The sequence below is a fragment of the Methanofollis sp. UBA420 genome (assembly GCF_002498315.1).
Taxonomy (GTDB): Archaea; Halobacteriota; Methanomicrobia; order Methanomicrobiales; family Methanofollaceae; genus Methanofollis.
Genome location: NZ_DAGX01000005.1, coordinates 693614 through 709214 on the forward strand (window position 1 = coordinate 693614; position 15601 = coordinate 709214).

Below are 15601 nucleotides of genomic sequence, written 5' to 3' on the forward strand. Positions count from 1 at the left end.
AAAATACATGGCAGAAGAGAATAAACAGCCAAGAATAGGCGTATTCGTGTGCCACTGCGGCACCAACATCGCCGGATCCATCGACGTGGCTGCCGTCATGGAGTACGCAAAGACCCTCCCCGGCGTCATCGTCTCCGACGACTACCAGTACATGTGCTCGACGCCCGGCCAGTCGAAGATCGTCGACGCCATCAAGGAACATGACCTCAACGGCATTGTCGTCGCTGCATGCACGCCCCGTCTCCACGAGCCGACCTTCAGGACGGCCACGAAAGAGGGCGGCCTGAACCCGTTCAGGTTCGAGATGGCAAACATCCGTGACCAGAACTCGTGGGTTCACATGCACGACCACGAGGGCGCCACCGCCAAGGCAAAGGACGCCGTCAGGATCGCCGTCGCAAAGGCAGCACTCCTCGAGGACCTCTACCCGAAGAGCGTGCCCGTCGAGCACGCCGCGATGGTCGTCGGCGCAGGTGTCGGCGGCATCCAGGCCGCACTCGACCTTGCAAACGCCGGCATCAAGACCTACCTCATCGAGAAGACCCCGACAATCGGCGGTCGCATGTCCCAGCTCGACAAGACCTTCCCGACCCTCGACTGTTCCCAGTGCATCCTCACCCCGAAGATGGTGGACGTCGGGCGTCACCCGAACATCGAGCTCCACACCTACACCGAGGTCGAGGGCGTCGACGGCTACATCGGCAACTTCGACGTCACCCTCAGAAAGAAGGCCCGCGGGGTCATGAGCCCGACCGAGGCTGCGGCAAAGGGCATCGTCGGCGGCGGCTGCAACGGCTGCGGCGACTGTACCGCAGTCTGCCCGGTCATCAAGCCGAACCCCTTCGAGTTCGGCATGAAGCCGAGAAATGCCATCTACATCTACCACCCGCAGGTCGTCCCTCTGATCTACACGATCGACTTCGACGCCTGTGTCAAGTGTGGCCTCTGTGTCGAGGCATGCGGTGAGAAGAAGGCCATCGACCTCGAGATGCAGGACACCTTCGAGACTGTCAAGGTCGGCACCGTCATCCTTGCAACCGGCTACGAGTCCTTCCCGATCGAGAAGAAGCGCGAGTGGGGCTACAAGCAGTTCGACAACGTCATCACCTCGCTCGAGTTCGAGCGGCTCATCTGCGCGTCCGGCCCGACCGGCGGCCACCTGATCCGTCCGTCCGACGGCAGAACCCCGATGAAGGTCGCCTTCCTCCTCTGTGCAGGCTCTCGTGACAACACCGGCGTCGGCAAGCCGTACTGCAGCCGCTTCTGCTGCATGTACTCGCTCAAGCACGCCCACCAGATCATCGAGAAGATCCCCGGATGCATCCCCTACATCTTCTACATGGACATCAGGTCCTTCGGCAAGATGTACGAGGAGTTCTACTACCGCATCCAGAACGAAGGCGCGAAGTTCATCCGCGGCCGCGTCGCCAACATCCTTGAAGACGCGAAGTCGAAGAACCTCCACGTCTATGCGGAAGACACGCTCCTCGGCAGGCCTGTCGACGTCGAAGTCGACATGGTGGTGCTCGCCGCCGCCGTTCAGCCGACCGCCGAGACCGACCACGTCAGGCACCTCTTCGGCGTCTCCTGCTCGCAGGACGGCTGGCTGCTTGAGGCCCACCCGAAGCTCAACCCCTGCGGCACCACGACCGCCGGCGTCTTCCTCGCCGGTGTCTGTCAGGGCCCGAAGGATATCCCCGACACAGTCGCCCAGGCCGAGGGTGCGGCATCCGCAGCATCCATCCCGATCCACACGGGCAAGGTCGAACTCGAACCGTACTTCGCCCAGTGCATGGAAGACAAGTGCGCAGGCTGCGGCATGTGCATCAGCCTCTGCCCGTACTCCGCCCTCGACCTCATCGAGAAGGACGGCAAGAAGGTCATGCACGTCACCGAAGCAAAGTGCAAGGGCTGCGGTACCTGCGGTGGCTTCTGCCCCGGCGGTGCGATCTACATGCAGCACTTCACCACCCCGCAGATCGTTGCGCAGATCGATGCATTCCTCCTTGGAGGTGAGCAGTAAATGGCAGACGAAGAATGGAAACCTAAGATTCTCGCTATCATCTGCAACTGGTGTTCGTACGCCGGTGCAGACCTCGCCGGTAGCGCCCGTACCCAGTACCCGCCCGACGTCCGTGCCATCCGTATCATGTGCACCGGCCGTGTCGACCCGCTCTTCATCATGAAGGCCTTCGCCGACGGTGCCGACGGCGTGCTCGTCTCAGGGTGCCACTTCGGTGACTGCCACTACATTGCAGGCAACTTCAAGTGCGCAAAGAGGATGTTCCTCATGAAGAGCATCCTCAAGGACCTGGGCATCGAGGATAACCGCCTCAGGATGACCTTCGTCTCAGCATCAGAAGGTGCAAAGTGGGCAAAGGTCATTGAAGACGTCGTCAAGACGGTCAAGGACCTGGGTCCCAGCCCCCTCAACCAGATGAAGCAGTAACCTACGGAGGATGTTACGGTGCCAGAAATAGAATTGAATCTAATCTCAGGGCGTACGATCCAGCAGGGCGTATCCATGGAGGCGGGCAAGGAGAAGCCCGCCTACACCAAGGCATGTGGCATCATCGAGATGGATGACGCCGATTTCAAGCGCCTTGGGACATGGAGAAACACCAACGTACGCGTCACCAGCGAATTCGGCAGCGTCGTTGTCAAGGCAGTCCAGACGACCCAGGGCCCCCACCCGGGCCTTGCCTTCATCCCGATGGGTCCCTGGGCAAACATGGTCATCAGCCCGAACACCTACTCCACCGGGATGCCGACCTTCAAGGGCGTGCCGGTCAAGGTAGAGGTCGCCGGAGACGAACCGGTGTATGACTCGCTCGTCCTTGTCCGCAAAGCCTGCAGGGGTGAAATCTAATGGCAAAGATTGTAACCGATGTAGTCTGTCCGTTCTGCGGAACACTCTGCGACGACCTTGAGGTCAAGGTCTCCGACGACGGCAAGCAGATCCTTGAGGTCTACAATGCCTGTGTCATCGGCACGGAGAAGTTCCTCCACTCGCAGGCCAAAGACCGCCTCACTGTCCCGCAGATGCAGGACAAGGACGGCAACTGGAAGGAGACCAGCATCGAAAACGCCGTCGATTACACCGCCCAGATGCTCTGCAAGGCGAAAAAGCCTCTCATGTACGGCTGGTCCTCGACCAACTGCGAGGCTCAGAGCGTCGGCAACGAGATCGCAGAGATCTGTGGTGCGGTCGTCGACAACACCGCAACCGTCTGCCACGGCACCACCCTCATCGCCGTGCAGGACGTCGGTGTGCCGAGCTGCACACTCGGTGAGGTCAAGAACCGTGCTGACAGGATCGTCTTCTGGGGCTGCAACCCTGCCCACGCCCACCCGCGGCACATGAGCAGGTACTCGATCTTCCCCCGTGGTTTCTTCACCGGAAAGGGCCACAAGGCACGGAAGATGGTCGTCGTCGACCCGCGGAGCACAGACACCGCGAAGATGGCCGACGTCCACATGCAGATCGAGCAGGGCCGGGACTACGAGCTCCTGAGCGCCCTCCGTGTCGCCGTCCGCGGCGCACCTCTCCCCGAGACAGTCGCCGGGATCCCGAGAGAGACGATCCAGGACGTCGCCGAGACCCTCAAGTCGGGCCGTTTCGTGATCATCTTCTTCGGCATGGGTGTCACCCAGACGCTCTCGAAGAACCACAACATCGACATCGCCATCTCGCTTACCCGCGACCTCAACGAGTACACGAAGGCGGCAATCATGCCGATGCGTGGCCACTACAATGTCACCGGCTCCGGCCAGGTGCTCGGCTGGCAGTTCGGATATCCGTTCTCGGTAGACCTCTCCCGCGGCTTCGCCCGTTACAACCCGGGCGACTCGTCCTCGAACGATCTCCTGCGGCGCGGCGAGGTGGACGCGGTCTTCGTCCTCGGGTCTGACCCGGGTGCGCACTTCCCGATCTCCTCGGTGAAGAAGATCGCACAGCTCCCGTCCGTCTGCGTTGACCCACACCACACCCCGACCTCTGCAGTCTGCAAGCTCCACATGCCTGTGGCATTTGTGGGCGTCGAGGAACCCGGGTGCGCATACCGCATGGACAATGTCCCGATCGAGACCAGAAAGGTCGTCGAAGCCCCCGAAGGCATGGTCAGCGACGAGGAATTCCTGAAAATGGTCCTCAAGCGCGTCAAGGAAATCAAGGGGGTTGCGTAAACATGGCAGAATACCTCATCAAAAACGGATTCGTCTTTGACCCGGTCCTCGGGATCAACGGAGACAAGGCCGATATTGCCGTGAAAGACGGCAAGATCGTCGAGTCAACCGCTCTCTCGAACCCTCAGGTCATTGACGCCGCAGGCAAGACCGTCATGGCTGCCGGTGTGGACATCCACGCCCACGTCGCCGGTCCGAAGGTCAATGTCGGCCGGAACTTCCGGCCCGAGGACAAGCTCTTTACCTACGAGGCAGGGAAGGGTGTCAGGAGGATGGCCGGCGGCTTTTCGGTCCCGACCGTCTTCAAGACCGGGTACCTGTACGCGAAGATGGGTTACGGCACCGTCATGGAAGCGGCCATGCCGCCCCTGTACGCCCGGCACACCCACGAAGAGATGCGGGACACCCCGATCCTCGACCAGGGCGCCTATCCGGTCTTCGGGAACAACTGGTTTGTCCTCGAGTACCTGAAGAACAACGAACTGGAGAACGTTGAGGCGTACATCTCCTGGCTCCTGCGGATCACCCGCGGGTATGCGATCAAGATCGTCAACCCCGGCGGCACCGAGGCCTGGGGCTGGGGTCTGAACTGCAACTCCATCCACGACCCGGTCCCGTACTTCGACATCACCCCGGCCCAGATCATGAAAGGCCTGATGGACGCAAACGAAGCCCTGAGGCTCCCGCACTCCGTCCACATCCACACGAACAACCTGGGCAACCCGGGCAACTTCGAGACGACCCTCGAGACCTTCAAGCTCTTCGAGGGCGCAAAGGCGAACAACGACTTCGGGCGCAAGCAGGTCATGCACCACACCCACGTCCAGTTCCACTCCTATGGCGGCGACAGCTGGGCCAACGTGGAGTCGAAGGCCGACGAGATCATGAAGTATGTCAACAGCCACGACAACATGACCATGGACCTTGGCTGCGTGACTCTCGACGAGACCACGACGATGACCGCCGACGGGCCGTTCGAGCACCACCTCACCGAACTCAACCACCTCAAGTGGGCGAACACCGATGTGGAACTCGAGACCGCCGCAGGCGTCGTCCCGTACGTCTATTCCCCGAACATCAAGGTCTGCGGCATCCAGTGGGCCATCGGCCTTGAACTCGCACTCATGGCCAAGGACCCGATGCGTGTGTTCATCACCACCGACCACCCGAACGCAGGTCCGTTCTTCCGGTACCCGCGGGTCATGAAGTGGCTCATGAGCCAGAAGGCCCGTGAGGCCCAGATGGACTCGCTCAAGTGGGCAGAGAAGGTCAGAAGCGCTACGTTCCTCTCCGGCCTCGACCGCGAACTCACTCTCTACGAGATCGCGGCGATGACCAGGGCAGGCACGGCACAGGCCCTCGGCCTCTCCAGCATGTGCGGCGGCCTCAAGCCCGGTCTCCAGGGAGACGTTGCAGTCTACGACTACAACCCCGAGACTGCAGAGGATCCCGAGCTCATCGAGAAGGCCTTCGGCAACGCGGCCTACCTCCTCAAGGGCGGCGAGGTCGTCGTTAAGGACGGCGAGATCGTCAGCAACGGCAACAAGAAGACGCTGTGGGTCGATGCCAAGGTCAACGACAACCCGCAGGTCCGCCGCGACATCACCGAGAAGTTCCTCAGGTACTACACAGTCACCGAGGCCAACTACGAGGTGAACGAGAAGGTGTTCATGAAGAACCCGTATCGCATCGAGGTGGATGCGACCCAGTGAGGTGATGATGATGGAGACGGTAACACTTACACCAAAGGCTCAGCCTGACCTCTACATCGATGCAGAGAACATCACTCCTGACGCATTCGCCGGGAAGACCGCAGCCGAGATCGCAGCATTCCATGTGCACGAGGGGAACCAGACCGGTCTCCTCGGCACCTATTTCGACGTCTCGGGCAAGGCTGGCGCAACCGCTGCCGAGACGAAGATCGTCATCAAGGGCGATGTCCTCAAGGTGAAGTACATCGGCATGCGGATGACCGCAGGCGAGATCCTCGTCGAGGGCTCGGCCGACATGTACATCGGTGCCTGGATGGAAGGCGGCAGGATCCATGTCAAGGGCAATATCGACGCGTTCTCCGGCACGGGCATGAAGGGCGGCGAGATTGAGGTCGACGGCAATGCCGGCAACTACCTCGGCGCCGCCTACCGCGGCGACTGGAGAGGCATGCAGTCCGGGACCATCCGTGTCCACGGCAACGCAGGGTCCGATATCGGTACCTTCATGAACGGCGGCACGATCATCATCGACGGCGATGTCGACGTCCATGTCGGCACCCATGCCGAGGGTGGCACCATCATCGTGAAGGGCAACGGCAAGTCCAAGATCGGCGGACAGATGGTGAAAGGCGAGATCTACGTCTTTGGCACCATCGACGTCATGATGCCGGGCTACGTCTACCGCAAGGACGTCGACCTCGAGGTCGACGGTACCAAGGCCACGTTTGCCATGTACGAGGGCGACATGGGCGAACGCCATGGCAAGCGGAAGGGCGAAGTCATTTACGGCCACATTTACCAGAAATACTAAATTTAACCTCTTTTTTTCTTTTGGACGAAGCGCAGGCACGGTTGTTATACCGCCCCACAGGAAATGCCAATCCGTGCTACTGGCAGAGGCCATCGTCACACACACACACCCCGAGCAGGGATCAAAGCCGATATTGTTTCGATCCCCCCATATATGTCGATTTATATACTGAGATTTCCGCCGCCGATAATCACAATGCTTATATGGCGAGATGATGAGTATGCAATTGTCCCTTGAGGGACGTGCAGTAGTGACTCCAGCAATTGTCAGCGACTCCTTTAGTAATCATTGCACAGTTATCGTATTGTATCGGAATTAAACCGAATCTGGAGGAAATATATGGCAAAATACTCAGACACGATTGACCTCTACGATGATGAGGGCAAACTTCTCAAGAGCGGTGTTGCCCTTGAAAAGGTCAGCCCGGTTGTGAACCCTGCGATCAAGAAGATGATCGACCTCACCAAGAGGACGATCGCGGTCAACCTCGCCGGCATCGAGAACGGCGTCAGGACCGGATCCGTCGGGGGCAAGCTGGACCAGATTGGCGGTCGGACCCTCGACCTCAGCATCGTCAAGGATGCCGACGCGATCAAGGCGAAGATCCAGTCCATGGTTCAGATCGAAGACGGCGACGACACGAAGATCAAGGACTTCGGCGGCAAGCTTCTCCTCGTAGAGGTTCCGAAGGCCCGTATCGAGGCTGCAGCCACGTACGACGCGGCCATCACCGCCGTCGCGGCGGCAACGACCTACGCGATCATCGACCAGTACGACATCGGGCCCTTTGACGCCTCGATGGTCAAGGCGGCAGTCTGGGGTACCTACCCGCAGACCATGGACATGAAGGGAGCGAACGTCACCTCCATCCTGTCCATCCCGCAGAACAACGAAGGTCTCGGCTTTGCTCTCAGGAACATCCCTGCCAACCACGTCGTGATGATCACCGGCAAGAACGCCATGCAGGGCGCCGCCCTTGCCTCGACCTTCGAGCAGGCCGGCCAGTTCGAGATGGGCAACGCCATCGGACCCTTCGAGAGGGCGCAGCTCCTCGGCTACGCTTTCCAGGGCCTGAACGCCAACAACCTCGTCTACGACCTCGTCAAGAAGAACGGCCAGACCGGCACCATCGGTACCGTGATGCAGTCCCTTGTCGAGCGTGCGATCGAGGACAAGGTCGTCGCACCGGGCAAGAAGGGCGGGTACTTCCAGTACTACGACACCAAGGACCCGATGCTCTGGAACGCCTATGCGGCGGCAGGCACCCTTGCGGCCACCATGGTCAACTGCGGTGCAGGCCGGTTCGCCCAGGCAGTCTCCTCGACCCTGCTGTACTTCAACGACCTTCTCGAGCACGAGACTGGTCTCCCCGGCTGTGACTACGGCCGTGTAATGGGTACAGCCGTCGGTTTCTCCTTCTTCAGCCACTCGATCTACGGCGGCGGCGGTCCGGGTATCTTCAACGGCAACCACGTCGTGACCAGGCACTCGGCCGGCTTCGCCATCCCGTGCGTCGTCGCAGCCTGCTCTCTTGATGCGGGCACCCAGATGTTCTCACCCGAGGGCACCTCGAAGATCTACGGCGAGACCTACGGCAAGATCGATGAGTTCGCAAAGCCGCTGCAGAACATCGCAAAGGCAATCTAAGGTAAAAGCCAGATGACAGAAGCCACATATCCCCAGTGCAGGATTGTGCCCGCACGTTTCCTCAACCCTGAGACCGTCGAGCTCCTCCTCAACAGGCTCCTCGACGTTGGCGGGATACGGAAGCTGGTCCTCAACGGCCAGCGTATCCCCACCACCGTCCCGTACGGCCCTGCTCGCGGTCAGCCGAACCCGCACCCGATGCGGAGGGTGATCCGGGTCGGCGACCAGGACGTGGAACTTCAGGTGCAGGTGGGAACGATCCTCCTCGAACTGGAAGATCGGTCCCCCATCGACGGGATCAGGAAAGCATGCGACGAAGTCTTCACGAAGTTCCCGTATTCCCTGTCGGAAGGGAAGTTCATGAAGACCCAGGCGACCGTTTCAGACTACGCAAAATACGGGCCCGACGCCGACAAACGGATCCTCGGAACCACCGATCCGAAGAGTCGCAGCGGGCCGCTCATCATCCAGGGAACAAAGTGATTACATGCCGATCGGAAGGGTAACCCAGGTAGTGGACTGCAGAGAGAGCATGGGAATGGGAAAAGGCGGGGGCCTTGCCCAGCGCGGAACCATTTCAGAATGCCGTCATCCGGACGTCATCGTCGTCGGGATGTCACCGGGACGCCGGCACGTCACAAAGCCGGTCTGTGACATCACGTCCGCCCTCAGGAGGGAAGGGGTGGAGTTCTCGGTCAGCACCCTCGTGCTGAACGCCGGAAGCGGCGTGCCTCCCGACGCTCCGAAGATTGCCGGATCAGTCCTTGGCGCCTACTTCGGGTTAACCGAGAAAGAGATCGAGCAGATCGAAGAACATAAGGTCGCGATCCTCCACCACGGGAATGTGCGGTCCCATGTGGTGCAGAAGATCCGGTTCATCCTGGAACACGTCGGCGTCAAGGCCGTCGTCGTCTCCCAGTGCCCGATCGACTACGAGGATCTTGCAAAAGAGGGCGTCAAGACCGCCCTCGTTATGCCTCCTCCTGAGAAAGTCAGGACAAAAGGAAGTGTGGAGGCGATCATCTCCGGTGTCACCAGAGGGCAGACACCCACCAGGGAGAAGATGGCCGATGTTATCGCTGCCGTTACCAGACTCATGAAAGAACAGAACAATTGAGGTGAAAATTGTCTATGGCATACAAACCACAGTTCGGACCGGGAACCTCCGTCATCGCCGAAAACAGGCGCAAGCAGATGGACCCGGACTACAAGCTTGAAAAGCTTCGTGACGTGACCGACGAGGACATTGTCCTGGTTCTCGGCCACCGTGCGCCCGGTGCGGCCTACCCGACCGCCCACCCGCCGCTCGCCGAGCAGCAGGAACCAGCCTGCCCGATCAGGAAGATCGTCGCCCCGACCGAGGGCGCCAAGGCCGGCGACCGCGTGCGGTACATCCAGTTTGCGGACTCGATGTTCAACGCACCGTCCCAGCCGTACCAGAGGACGTACATGGAGTGCTACCGCTTCCGCGGCATCGACCCCGGCACCCTGTCGGGCCGCCAGATCGTTGAGTGCCGCGAGCGCGACCTCGACCAGTACTCCAAACTCCTCGTCGAGACCGAGGTCTTCGACCCGGCACGCATCGGCATCCGCGGTGCGACCGTGCACGGCCACTCCCTCCGTCTTGCAGAGGATGGCATGATGTTCGACATGCTCCAGCGCTGCGTGCTCGGCGCCGACGGCAACGTCAAGTACGTCAAGAACCAGATCGGCGAACCCCTCGACCGTGCCGTGAACGTCGGCAAGCCGATGGACGAGAACTGGCTCAAGGCCCACACGACCATGTTCCACTCCCTCGCCGGGACCGGTTTCCGCGAGGACCAGGAATATGTCGAGTACGTCCAGCGGATCCACTCGCTGAGGACCAAGTACGGCTTCATGCCGAAGGAGGAGTGATCACCATGGCAAAGATTGAGAGAGCGCAGAAACTGTTCCTGAAGGCACTCAAGGAGAAGTTCCAGGGACAGGACGTGCAGTCTGAGAAAGCCGAGTTCTACAAGTTCGGCGGCATCCGCCAGTCCGCGAGGAAACTCGAGTTCATGAAGGAGTCCCGCGCCGTCGAGATGCAGCGTGGTATCTCCATGTATGACCCGGAGCGTTGCCACCTCGGCGGCCTGCCCATGGGTCAGCGCCAGCTGATGACCTACGAGGTCTCCGGCACCGGCGTCTTCGTCGAGGGTGACGACCTCCACTTCGTCAACAACGCTGCCATGCAGCAGATGTGGGACGACATCCGCCGGACAATCATCGTCGGCATGGACCTCGCCCACGCCACCCTGCAGAAGCGTCTTGGCAAGGAAGTCACCCCTGAGACGATCAACGAGTACCTGCACATCCTCAACCACGCGATGCCCGGTGCGGCAGTCGTCCAGGAACACATGGTCGAGACCCACCCGGCCCTCACCGAGGACTGTTATGTGAAGGTCTTCACCGGCGACGACGAACTCGCCGACGACATCGAACCCCAGTTCCTCCTGAACATCGAGAAGCTCTTCCCGGGCAAGTCCGCGGAGGCCCTCAAGGCCGCCGTCGGCAAGTCGATGTTCCAGGCCGTGCACATCCCGACCATCGTCTCCAGGACGTGCGACGGCGGCACCACCTCCCGCTGGTCTGCGATGCAGCTTGGCATGTCGTACATCGCCGCGTACCGCATGTGCGCCGGCGAAGCGGCAGTCGCCGACCTCTCCTTCGCTGCAAAGCACGCCGGCGTCATCCAGATGGCCGACATCCTCCCGGCCCGCCGTGCACGCGGTCCGAACGAGCCCGGCGGCATCAAGTTCGGCCACTTCGCCGACATGGTGCAGGCCGACCGCAAGTACCCGAACGACCCGGCCAGGGCTTCTCTCGAAGTCGTCGGTGCAGGCTGCATGCTCTTCGACCAGATCTGGCTCGGATCCTACATGTCCGGCGGTGTCGGTTTCACCCAGTACGCGACCGCCGCGTACACCGACAACATCCTCGATGAGTTCACCTACTACGGCATGGACTACATCAAGGACAAGTACAAGGTGGACTGGAAGAACCCGAACCCGGCCGACAAGGTCAAGCCGACCCAGGAGATCGTCAACGACATTGCCACCGAGGTCACCCTCAACGCGATGGAGCAGTACGAGCAGTTCCCGACCATGATGGAGGACCACTTCGGCGGTTCCCAGCGTGCCGGTGTCATCGCCGCTGCTTCCGGTCTCTCCTCCGCCATCGCGACCGGCAACTCGAACGCCGGTCTCAACGGCTGGTACCTTTCGATGCTCCTGCACAAGGAAGGTTGGAGCCGTCTCGGCTTCTTCGGCTACGACCTGCAGGACCAGTGCGGTTCCACGAACTCGCTCTCTGTCAGGCCTGACGAGGGCTGTATCGGCGAATTCCGCGGGCCCAACTACCCGAACTACGCCATGAACGTCGGTCACCAGGGCGAATACGCCGCCATCGTCGGCAGTGCCCACTACACCCGCGCCGACGCCTGGTCGCTCTCCCCGCTGATCAAGATCACCTTCGCCGACCCGTCCCTGAAGTTCGACTTTGCCGAACCCAGGCGCGAATTTGCAAAGGGTGCGATCCGCGAGTACATGCCTGCGGGTGAGCGCTCCCTGATCATCCCGGCCAGGTAAATCCCACAACTCAACTTTTTTTTACCTACGACAAACTGGCATGCCGAAACCGGCAGTATCTCGCCCGTTTGGAAGATTTAAACCAGATAATTGGATTAATCCCAATACTTTCCGAAACATTTAATTAAATCATAAACGACTGTTAAATGAACCACAACGAGTTTGAACTCCATCTCTGTGGTAACGCGAACTGAAAACTCTCGTGCATCTCTGTGCGCTGGGAGGGAGACGAATGGAAAGCGTATTATTAGGCATAGGAGTCACAGCATTGGCAGGTGCTCTCGCCACCGTTGCCGGCGCTGCTGAGGATACTGAGTCCAACATCGGATCACAGGGTGACCCGAACTCTCAGGTCCAGCTGGCTCCACAGATGGGCTACATTCACCGGATCTACAACAAAGCAGTATCCGGCGAACCGCCCGCATATGGTCTGTGGGTCACTATCAGCGCAGGCGTGGCCTGGGCATTCATGATCACCGGGATGAACCCGGTGCTCGCGATTGTCATCGCATCCGCACTTGCGGTATTTGTGCAGGGTGTGTATGCAACAACCGCTTATCTTGGCAGGACTGCGAGTCTTTCCAAGTTTGAACAGCCGGTGTACATCGACGTCATCAAGTCGGTGACCACCGTCACAATGGCTCACGCCTTTGTTGCAATATTTACGACCGTAGCGATGTGTTATCTCCTCGTCGCGGCGCTCAATCACCCGTTCCCGCTGCCTCTTCTCGGCATCGTCTGGGGTATCGCCCTCGGTGCCGCCGGGTCCGCAACCGGCAACCCGTTCTATGGCAAGGAACGCCAGTATCAGACCCAGAACTTCGGCGCCGGTGTGCCGATCTCCGCGTCCGGCAACATTGTCAGGTACGCCGAGGCCGGTCAGCGCAGCTCCCTTGACAACGGCTGGTTCACCGCCAAGCTCGGCGGCCCGGCATCGGGTGTCTGCTTCGGTCTGATCGTGTTCCTCGAACTCTGGAGAACCGTTCTCTTCGAGAGCGTCGCCGGAGGATGGGGTGCGATCATCGCTGGTGTCGTCATTATCCTGATCTTCATGATCATCGACCGTTACATCGAAGTCTGGGCCAGGAAGAACTACGGTCCGTACGTCAAGGCTGAGGAGGCATCTGCATGACCGCAATTGCAGCCAAGCCCAGTGCGTCCGAGGGCATCAACCCGGTCGCATCTGTTATCGGTATCGTGATCATCATCGCGGCGGTTGCCATCGCGGCAGTCTTTGCGAACTTCGCCCTCGCCGCTCTTATCGGCGTGATCATCGGCGGCCTTCTCATCGGCTTCGGTGTTCACTTCGTGCCGGTCGGCGGCGCACCTGCAGCCATGGGCCAGTCTCCGGGCATTGCAACCGGTGTCGCCATGCTCGCAGCCGGTGCCGGCCTTGCCGGTCTCTTCGGCGGCGCATGGGCCGCGGCGAACCCCGCGTTCGGCATCGCCATTGTCATCGCTGCCGGCGCTATCGGCGGCGGTCTCCTGATGGCAGTCACCTGTCTGATGGTCAACATCGTCTACATCTTCGGCATGGGTATCCCGGCCGCATCAGGCAAGGTCGCAAAGGACCCGATCACCGGCGACTCCCAGGCCGAGTACAAGTCCCAGGGCACTGAAGGCCACGGCCTGCCATTCGTCTCCTATGTTGGCGGCGTGATCGGCGGCATGCTCGGCGGTGCCGGCGGTACGCTCATCTACTACGAGCTCCTCCAGGTCTACGCCGCAAAGCTCCCTGAGCTCTTCAGCGCGACCGCTGCGGAAGTACTCCCTGTCGCCGTCTCTCTTGCGGGCATCTTCGCCGTCGGCATGTTCCTCATGAACGCCGTGCTTGCTGCGTACAACATCACGGGCACGATCGAAGGCCCCCACGACCCGAAGTTCAAGCGCTTCCCCCGTGCCGTCATCGGATGCGCAGTCGCTTCGGCAGTTGCCGGTCTGTTTGCAGTCCTGATTGTGGTGGTGTAAAATGACAGTACAAGTTACCGCGTCAAAGGGTGGCATTCCCCACAACACGATCATGGCATATGGTCTTGTGGGATCGATTGTCTGCCTGTACCTGACCTACCTGAACCAGTACCTCTCTGTCGAGTACGCCGCTCTCTTCGGCGGCCTTGCGGCGATCTTCGCCCTGATATGGGGCACTGACACCATCAAGCACCTCTGCAGTTACGGTATCGGAACCGGCGTGCCTTCTGCCGGTATGATCGCATTCGGCTCCGGCGTCATCGCCATGCTCCTTGCGACCGCAGACGTGTTCAACAGCATGTTCCTCTCCCCCATCATGGCCGTCGTCTTCGGCGCCATCATCGGCGGAGTGGCCGGCTGGCTTGCAAACAACGTCATGAGGATGAACATCCCGGTCATGGTCCGCTCGCTCACCGAGATGGCTATCATTGGTGCGATCGTCCTCATGGGCTTCACGGCCGTCATGGCCGGAGGATTCGGGTTCGAAGCCCTCTCTGCACGCGAGTTCGCCCTTCTCGGGCCTCTTGCCATGAAGAACTTCGAATTCACGGTCCTCGGCGGCTGTCTTGTGGCAGTCTCCTTCATGCTCGGCTCCATCGCGCTGCAGCACCCATTCAACGCCTGCCTCGGCCCCGGCGAGAAGCAGGACCGGACCCTCATGCTCGCCGCAGAGTGCGGCTTCCTCTCCATGATCCCGGTCGCCGTGATCTCCTTTGCCTTCGTCGGCATCGGTGCGGCAGTTCTCTCCCTCATCGTGGCAGTCGCCGGTTGGTACTACACCTACGTCCGCTTCCTCGAACTCTCGAAGCGCGACGCGTTCGCATGGCTCGACGCAAAGCCGATTCTGGAACCAAAGGGTGAGGACTAATGGGATATGTCCACGTACTGCCCGAATTCGGGCTGGTCGTCGACCCGATGGTCGGCGTTGTCACCACGGCAGGAGTTTCCTATCAGCCGGTGATCGACAAGGTCGCCGAACTCGAGAAGGTCTCCGACGACCTCGTCGGCATGCTCTCGGGCGAAGGCAGTTTCCTTGCCTCGTATCCGGGCAGAGAGAAGTCTCTGGTCGTCGCCGGCGGTGTCACCGCACTCTGGTATGGTCTCGCTGTAGGACTGCTCCTTGCGGGGATTATCGCCCTCGCACTGATCTGAGGTGAAAAAAATGGCAGACAAGACATCACCGGCAAGTGGATGGCCCCTCGTAAAGGGCGACTTCCACTCGGGCGACGCAAATTCCTGTGTCGCAGTCGTCACCATGGGCTCCCACCTCGACGAGCAGGCCATCTGTGACGCAGGCGCGGCACTCTGCGGGTCCTGCAAGACCGAGAACCTCGGCCTTGAAAAGGTCATCGCAAATGTCATCGCAAACCCGAACATCAGGTTCATCCTCCTCTGTGGTACCGAGGTCAAGGGACACCTGTCCGGCCAGACCCTGAGAGCCCTCCACGAGGGCGGCGTCGAGGGCGGCAAGGTTGTCGGGTCGCAGGGCGCAATTCCCTTCATCGAGAACCTCGATGACGCGGCGATCAAGCGCTTCCAGGCCCAGACCGAGATCGTCGATATCATGGAGTCCGAAGACCTCGGCGCAATCAAGGCGAAGATCGCCGAACTCAAGGGCAAGGACCCCGGAGCATTCGGCGAGGCACCGATTGTCGTCGAAGTCAAGGAAG

16 protein-coding genes are annotated in these 15601 nt (G+C 60.5%); all 16 read left to right on the forward strand.

All coding sequences use genetic code 11. The features are described 5' to 3' along the window. Positions 1-7 precede the first annotated feature (7 nt). Positions 8-2023 carry a CoB--CoM heterodisulfide reductase iron-sulfur subunit A family protein gene (locus BP869_RS09560; protein ID WP_342679073.1) on the forward strand — a complete coding sequence of 672 codons (2016 nt, stop codon included), beginning with the start codon at positions 8-10 and terminating at the stop codon, positions 2021-2023. Beyond that, positions 2024-2449: a hydrogenase iron-sulfur subunit gene (locus tag BP869_RS09565; protein ID WP_342679075.1), complete on the forward strand. Its 426-nt coding sequence runs from the start codon at positions 2024-2026 to the stop codon at positions 2447-2449. A gap of 18 nt (positions 2450-2467) precedes the next feature. After that, positions 2468-2869, forward strand: coding sequence for a molybdopterin dinucleotide binding domain-containing protein (locus BP869_RS09570; protein WP_342679077.1), 402 nt, complete (start codon positions 2468-2470; stop codon positions 2867-2869). Next, positions 2869-4185, forward strand: a complete 1317-nt coding sequence (locus BP869_RS09575) for a formylmethanofuran dehydrogenase subunit B (RefSeq protein ID WP_342679078.1) — start codon at positions 2869-2871, stop codon at positions 4183-4185. The genes BP869_RS09570 and BP869_RS09575 overlap by 1 nt, the downstream gene beginning before the upstream one ends. A 2-nt stretch (positions 4186-4187) precedes the next feature. After that, on the forward strand, positions 4188-5897 hold the full coding sequence (locus BP869_RS09580; RefSeq protein ID WP_342679079.1) for a formylmethanofuran dehydrogenase subunit A: 1710 nt from the start codon (positions 4188-4190) through the stop codon (positions 5895-5897). Between the two features lie 10 nt (positions 5898-5907). Further along, complete coding sequence (locus BP869_RS09585) at positions 5908-6708, forward strand: formylmethanofuran dehydrogenase subunit C (protein ID WP_342679080.1); 801 nt, start codon at positions 5908-5910, stop codon at positions 6706-6708. A 339-nt stretch (positions 6709-7047) separates the two neighbouring features. After that, positions 7048-8355, forward strand: a complete 1308-nt coding sequence (gene mcrB, locus BP869_RS09590; RefSeq protein WP_342679081.1) for a coenzyme-B sulfoethylthiotransferase subunit beta — start codon at positions 7048-7050, stop codon at positions 8353-8355. Positions 8356-8367: 12 nt separating this feature from the next. Further along, a complete protein-coding gene (mcrD, locus tag BP869_RS09595; protein WP_067048380.1) occupies positions 8368-8838 on the forward strand; it encodes a methyl-coenzyme M reductase operon protein D in 471 nt (156 codons plus the stop codon). A gap of 4 nt (positions 8839-8842) precedes the next feature. Continuing rightward, complete coding sequence (gene mcrC / locus BP869_RS09600; RefSeq protein ID WP_067048376.1) at positions 8843-9472, forward strand: methyl-coenzyme M reductase I operon protein C; 630 nt, start codon at positions 8843-8845, stop codon at positions 9470-9472. A gap of 14 nt (positions 9473-9486) precedes the next feature. After that, positions 9487-10251, forward strand: a complete 765-nt coding sequence (mcrG, locus tag BP869_RS09605) for a coenzyme-B sulfoethylthiotransferase subunit gamma (protein ID WP_342679084.1) — start codon at positions 9487-9489, stop codon at positions 10249-10251. 5 nt (positions 10252-10256) lie between these two features. Continuing rightward, positions 10257-11963, forward strand: a complete 1707-nt coding sequence (mcrA, locus tag BP869_RS09610; protein WP_342679085.1) for a coenzyme-B sulfoethylthiotransferase subunit alpha — start codon at positions 10257-10259, stop codon at positions 11961-11963. Positions 11964-12195: 232 nt separating this feature from the next. After that, on the forward strand, positions 12196-13095 hold the full coding sequence (mtrE, locus tag BP869_RS09615) for a tetrahydromethanopterin S-methyltransferase subunit E (protein ID WP_342679087.1): 900 nt from the start codon (positions 12196-12198) through the stop codon (positions 13093-13095). Continuing rightward, positions 13092-13931, forward strand: a complete 840-nt coding sequence (gene mtrD / locus BP869_RS09620) for a tetrahydromethanopterin S-methyltransferase subunit D (protein WP_342679089.1) — start codon at positions 13092-13094, stop codon at positions 13929-13931. The genes mtrE and mtrD overlap by 4 nt, the downstream gene beginning before the upstream one ends. Position 13932: 1 nt before the next feature. Next, positions 13933-14799: a tetrahydromethanopterin S-methyltransferase subunit MtrC gene (mtrC, locus tag BP869_RS09625; protein ID WP_342679091.1), complete on the forward strand. Its 867-nt coding sequence runs from the start codon at positions 13933-13935 to the stop codon at positions 14797-14799. Then, positions 14799-15083: a tetrahydromethanopterin S-methyltransferase subunit MtrB gene (gene mtrB / locus BP869_RS09630; RefSeq protein WP_342679093.1), complete on the forward strand. Its 285-nt coding sequence runs from the start codon at positions 14799-14801 to the stop codon at positions 15081-15083. The genes mtrC and mtrB overlap by 1 nt, the downstream gene beginning before the upstream one ends. A 10-nt stretch (positions 15084-15093) precedes the next feature. After that, positions 15094-15601: tetrahydromethanopterin S-methyltransferase subunit A (gene mtrA, locus BP869_RS09635; protein ID WP_342679095.1), on the forward strand; the 508-nt coding region annotated here is incomplete at its 3' end.

What these genes read in the sequence shown, in the direction of transcription:
- mtrC (WP_342679091.1), top strand. Translation starts at nt 13,933, where the DNA reads ATGACAGTACAAGTTACCGCGTCAAAGGGTGGCATTCCCCACAACACG.
- mtrB (WP_342679093.1), top strand. Translation starts at nt 14,799, where the DNA reads ATGGGATATGTCCACGTACTGCCCGAATTCGGGCTGGTCGTCGACCCG.
- mtrE (WP_342679087.1), top strand. Translation starts at nt 12,196, where the DNA reads ATGGAAAGCGTATTATTAGGCATAGGAGTCACAGCATTGGCAGGTGCT.
- mcrA (WP_342679085.1), top strand. Translation starts at nt 10,257, where the DNA reads ATGGCAAAGATTGAGAGAGCGCAGAAACTGTTCCTGAAGGCACTCAAG.
- mcrG (WP_342679084.1), top strand. Translation starts at nt 9,487, where the DNA reads ATGGCATACAAACCACAGTTCGGACCGGGAACCTCCGTCATCGCCGAA.
- mtrD (WP_342679089.1), top strand. Translation starts at nt 13,092, where the DNA reads ATGACCGCAATTGCAGCCAAGCCCAGTGCGTCCGAGGGCATCAACCCG.
- BP869_RS09575 (WP_342679078.1), top strand. Translation starts at nt 2,869, where the DNA reads ATGGCAAAGATTGTAACCGATGTAGTCTGTCCGTTCTGCGGAACACTC.
- mcrC (WP_067048376.1), top strand. Translation starts at nt 8,843, where the DNA reads ATGCCGATCGGAAGGGTAACCCAGGTAGTGGACTGCAGAGAGAGCATG.
- mcrD (WP_067048380.1), top strand. Translation starts at nt 8,368, where the DNA reads ATGACAGAAGCCACATATCCCCAGTGCAGGATTGTGCCCGCACGTTTC.
- BP869_RS09565 (WP_342679075.1), top strand. Translation starts at nt 2,024, where the DNA reads ATGGCAGACGAAGAATGGAAACCTAAGATTCTCGCTATCATCTGCAAC.
- BP869_RS09560 (WP_342679073.1), top strand. Translation starts at nt 8, where the DNA reads ATGGCAGAAGAGAATAAACAGCCAAGAATAGGCGTATTCGTGTGCCAC.
- BP869_RS09585 (WP_342679080.1), top strand. Translation starts at nt 5,908, where the DNA reads ATGGAGACGGTAACACTTACACCAAAGGCTCAGCCTGACCTCTACATC.
- BP869_RS09580 (WP_342679079.1), top strand. Translation starts at nt 4,188, where the DNA reads ATGGCAGAATACCTCATCAAAAACGGATTCGTCTTTGACCCGGTCCTC.
- mcrB (WP_342679081.1), top strand. Translation starts at nt 7,048, where the DNA reads ATGGCAAAATACTCAGACACGATTGACCTCTACGATGATGAGGGCAAA.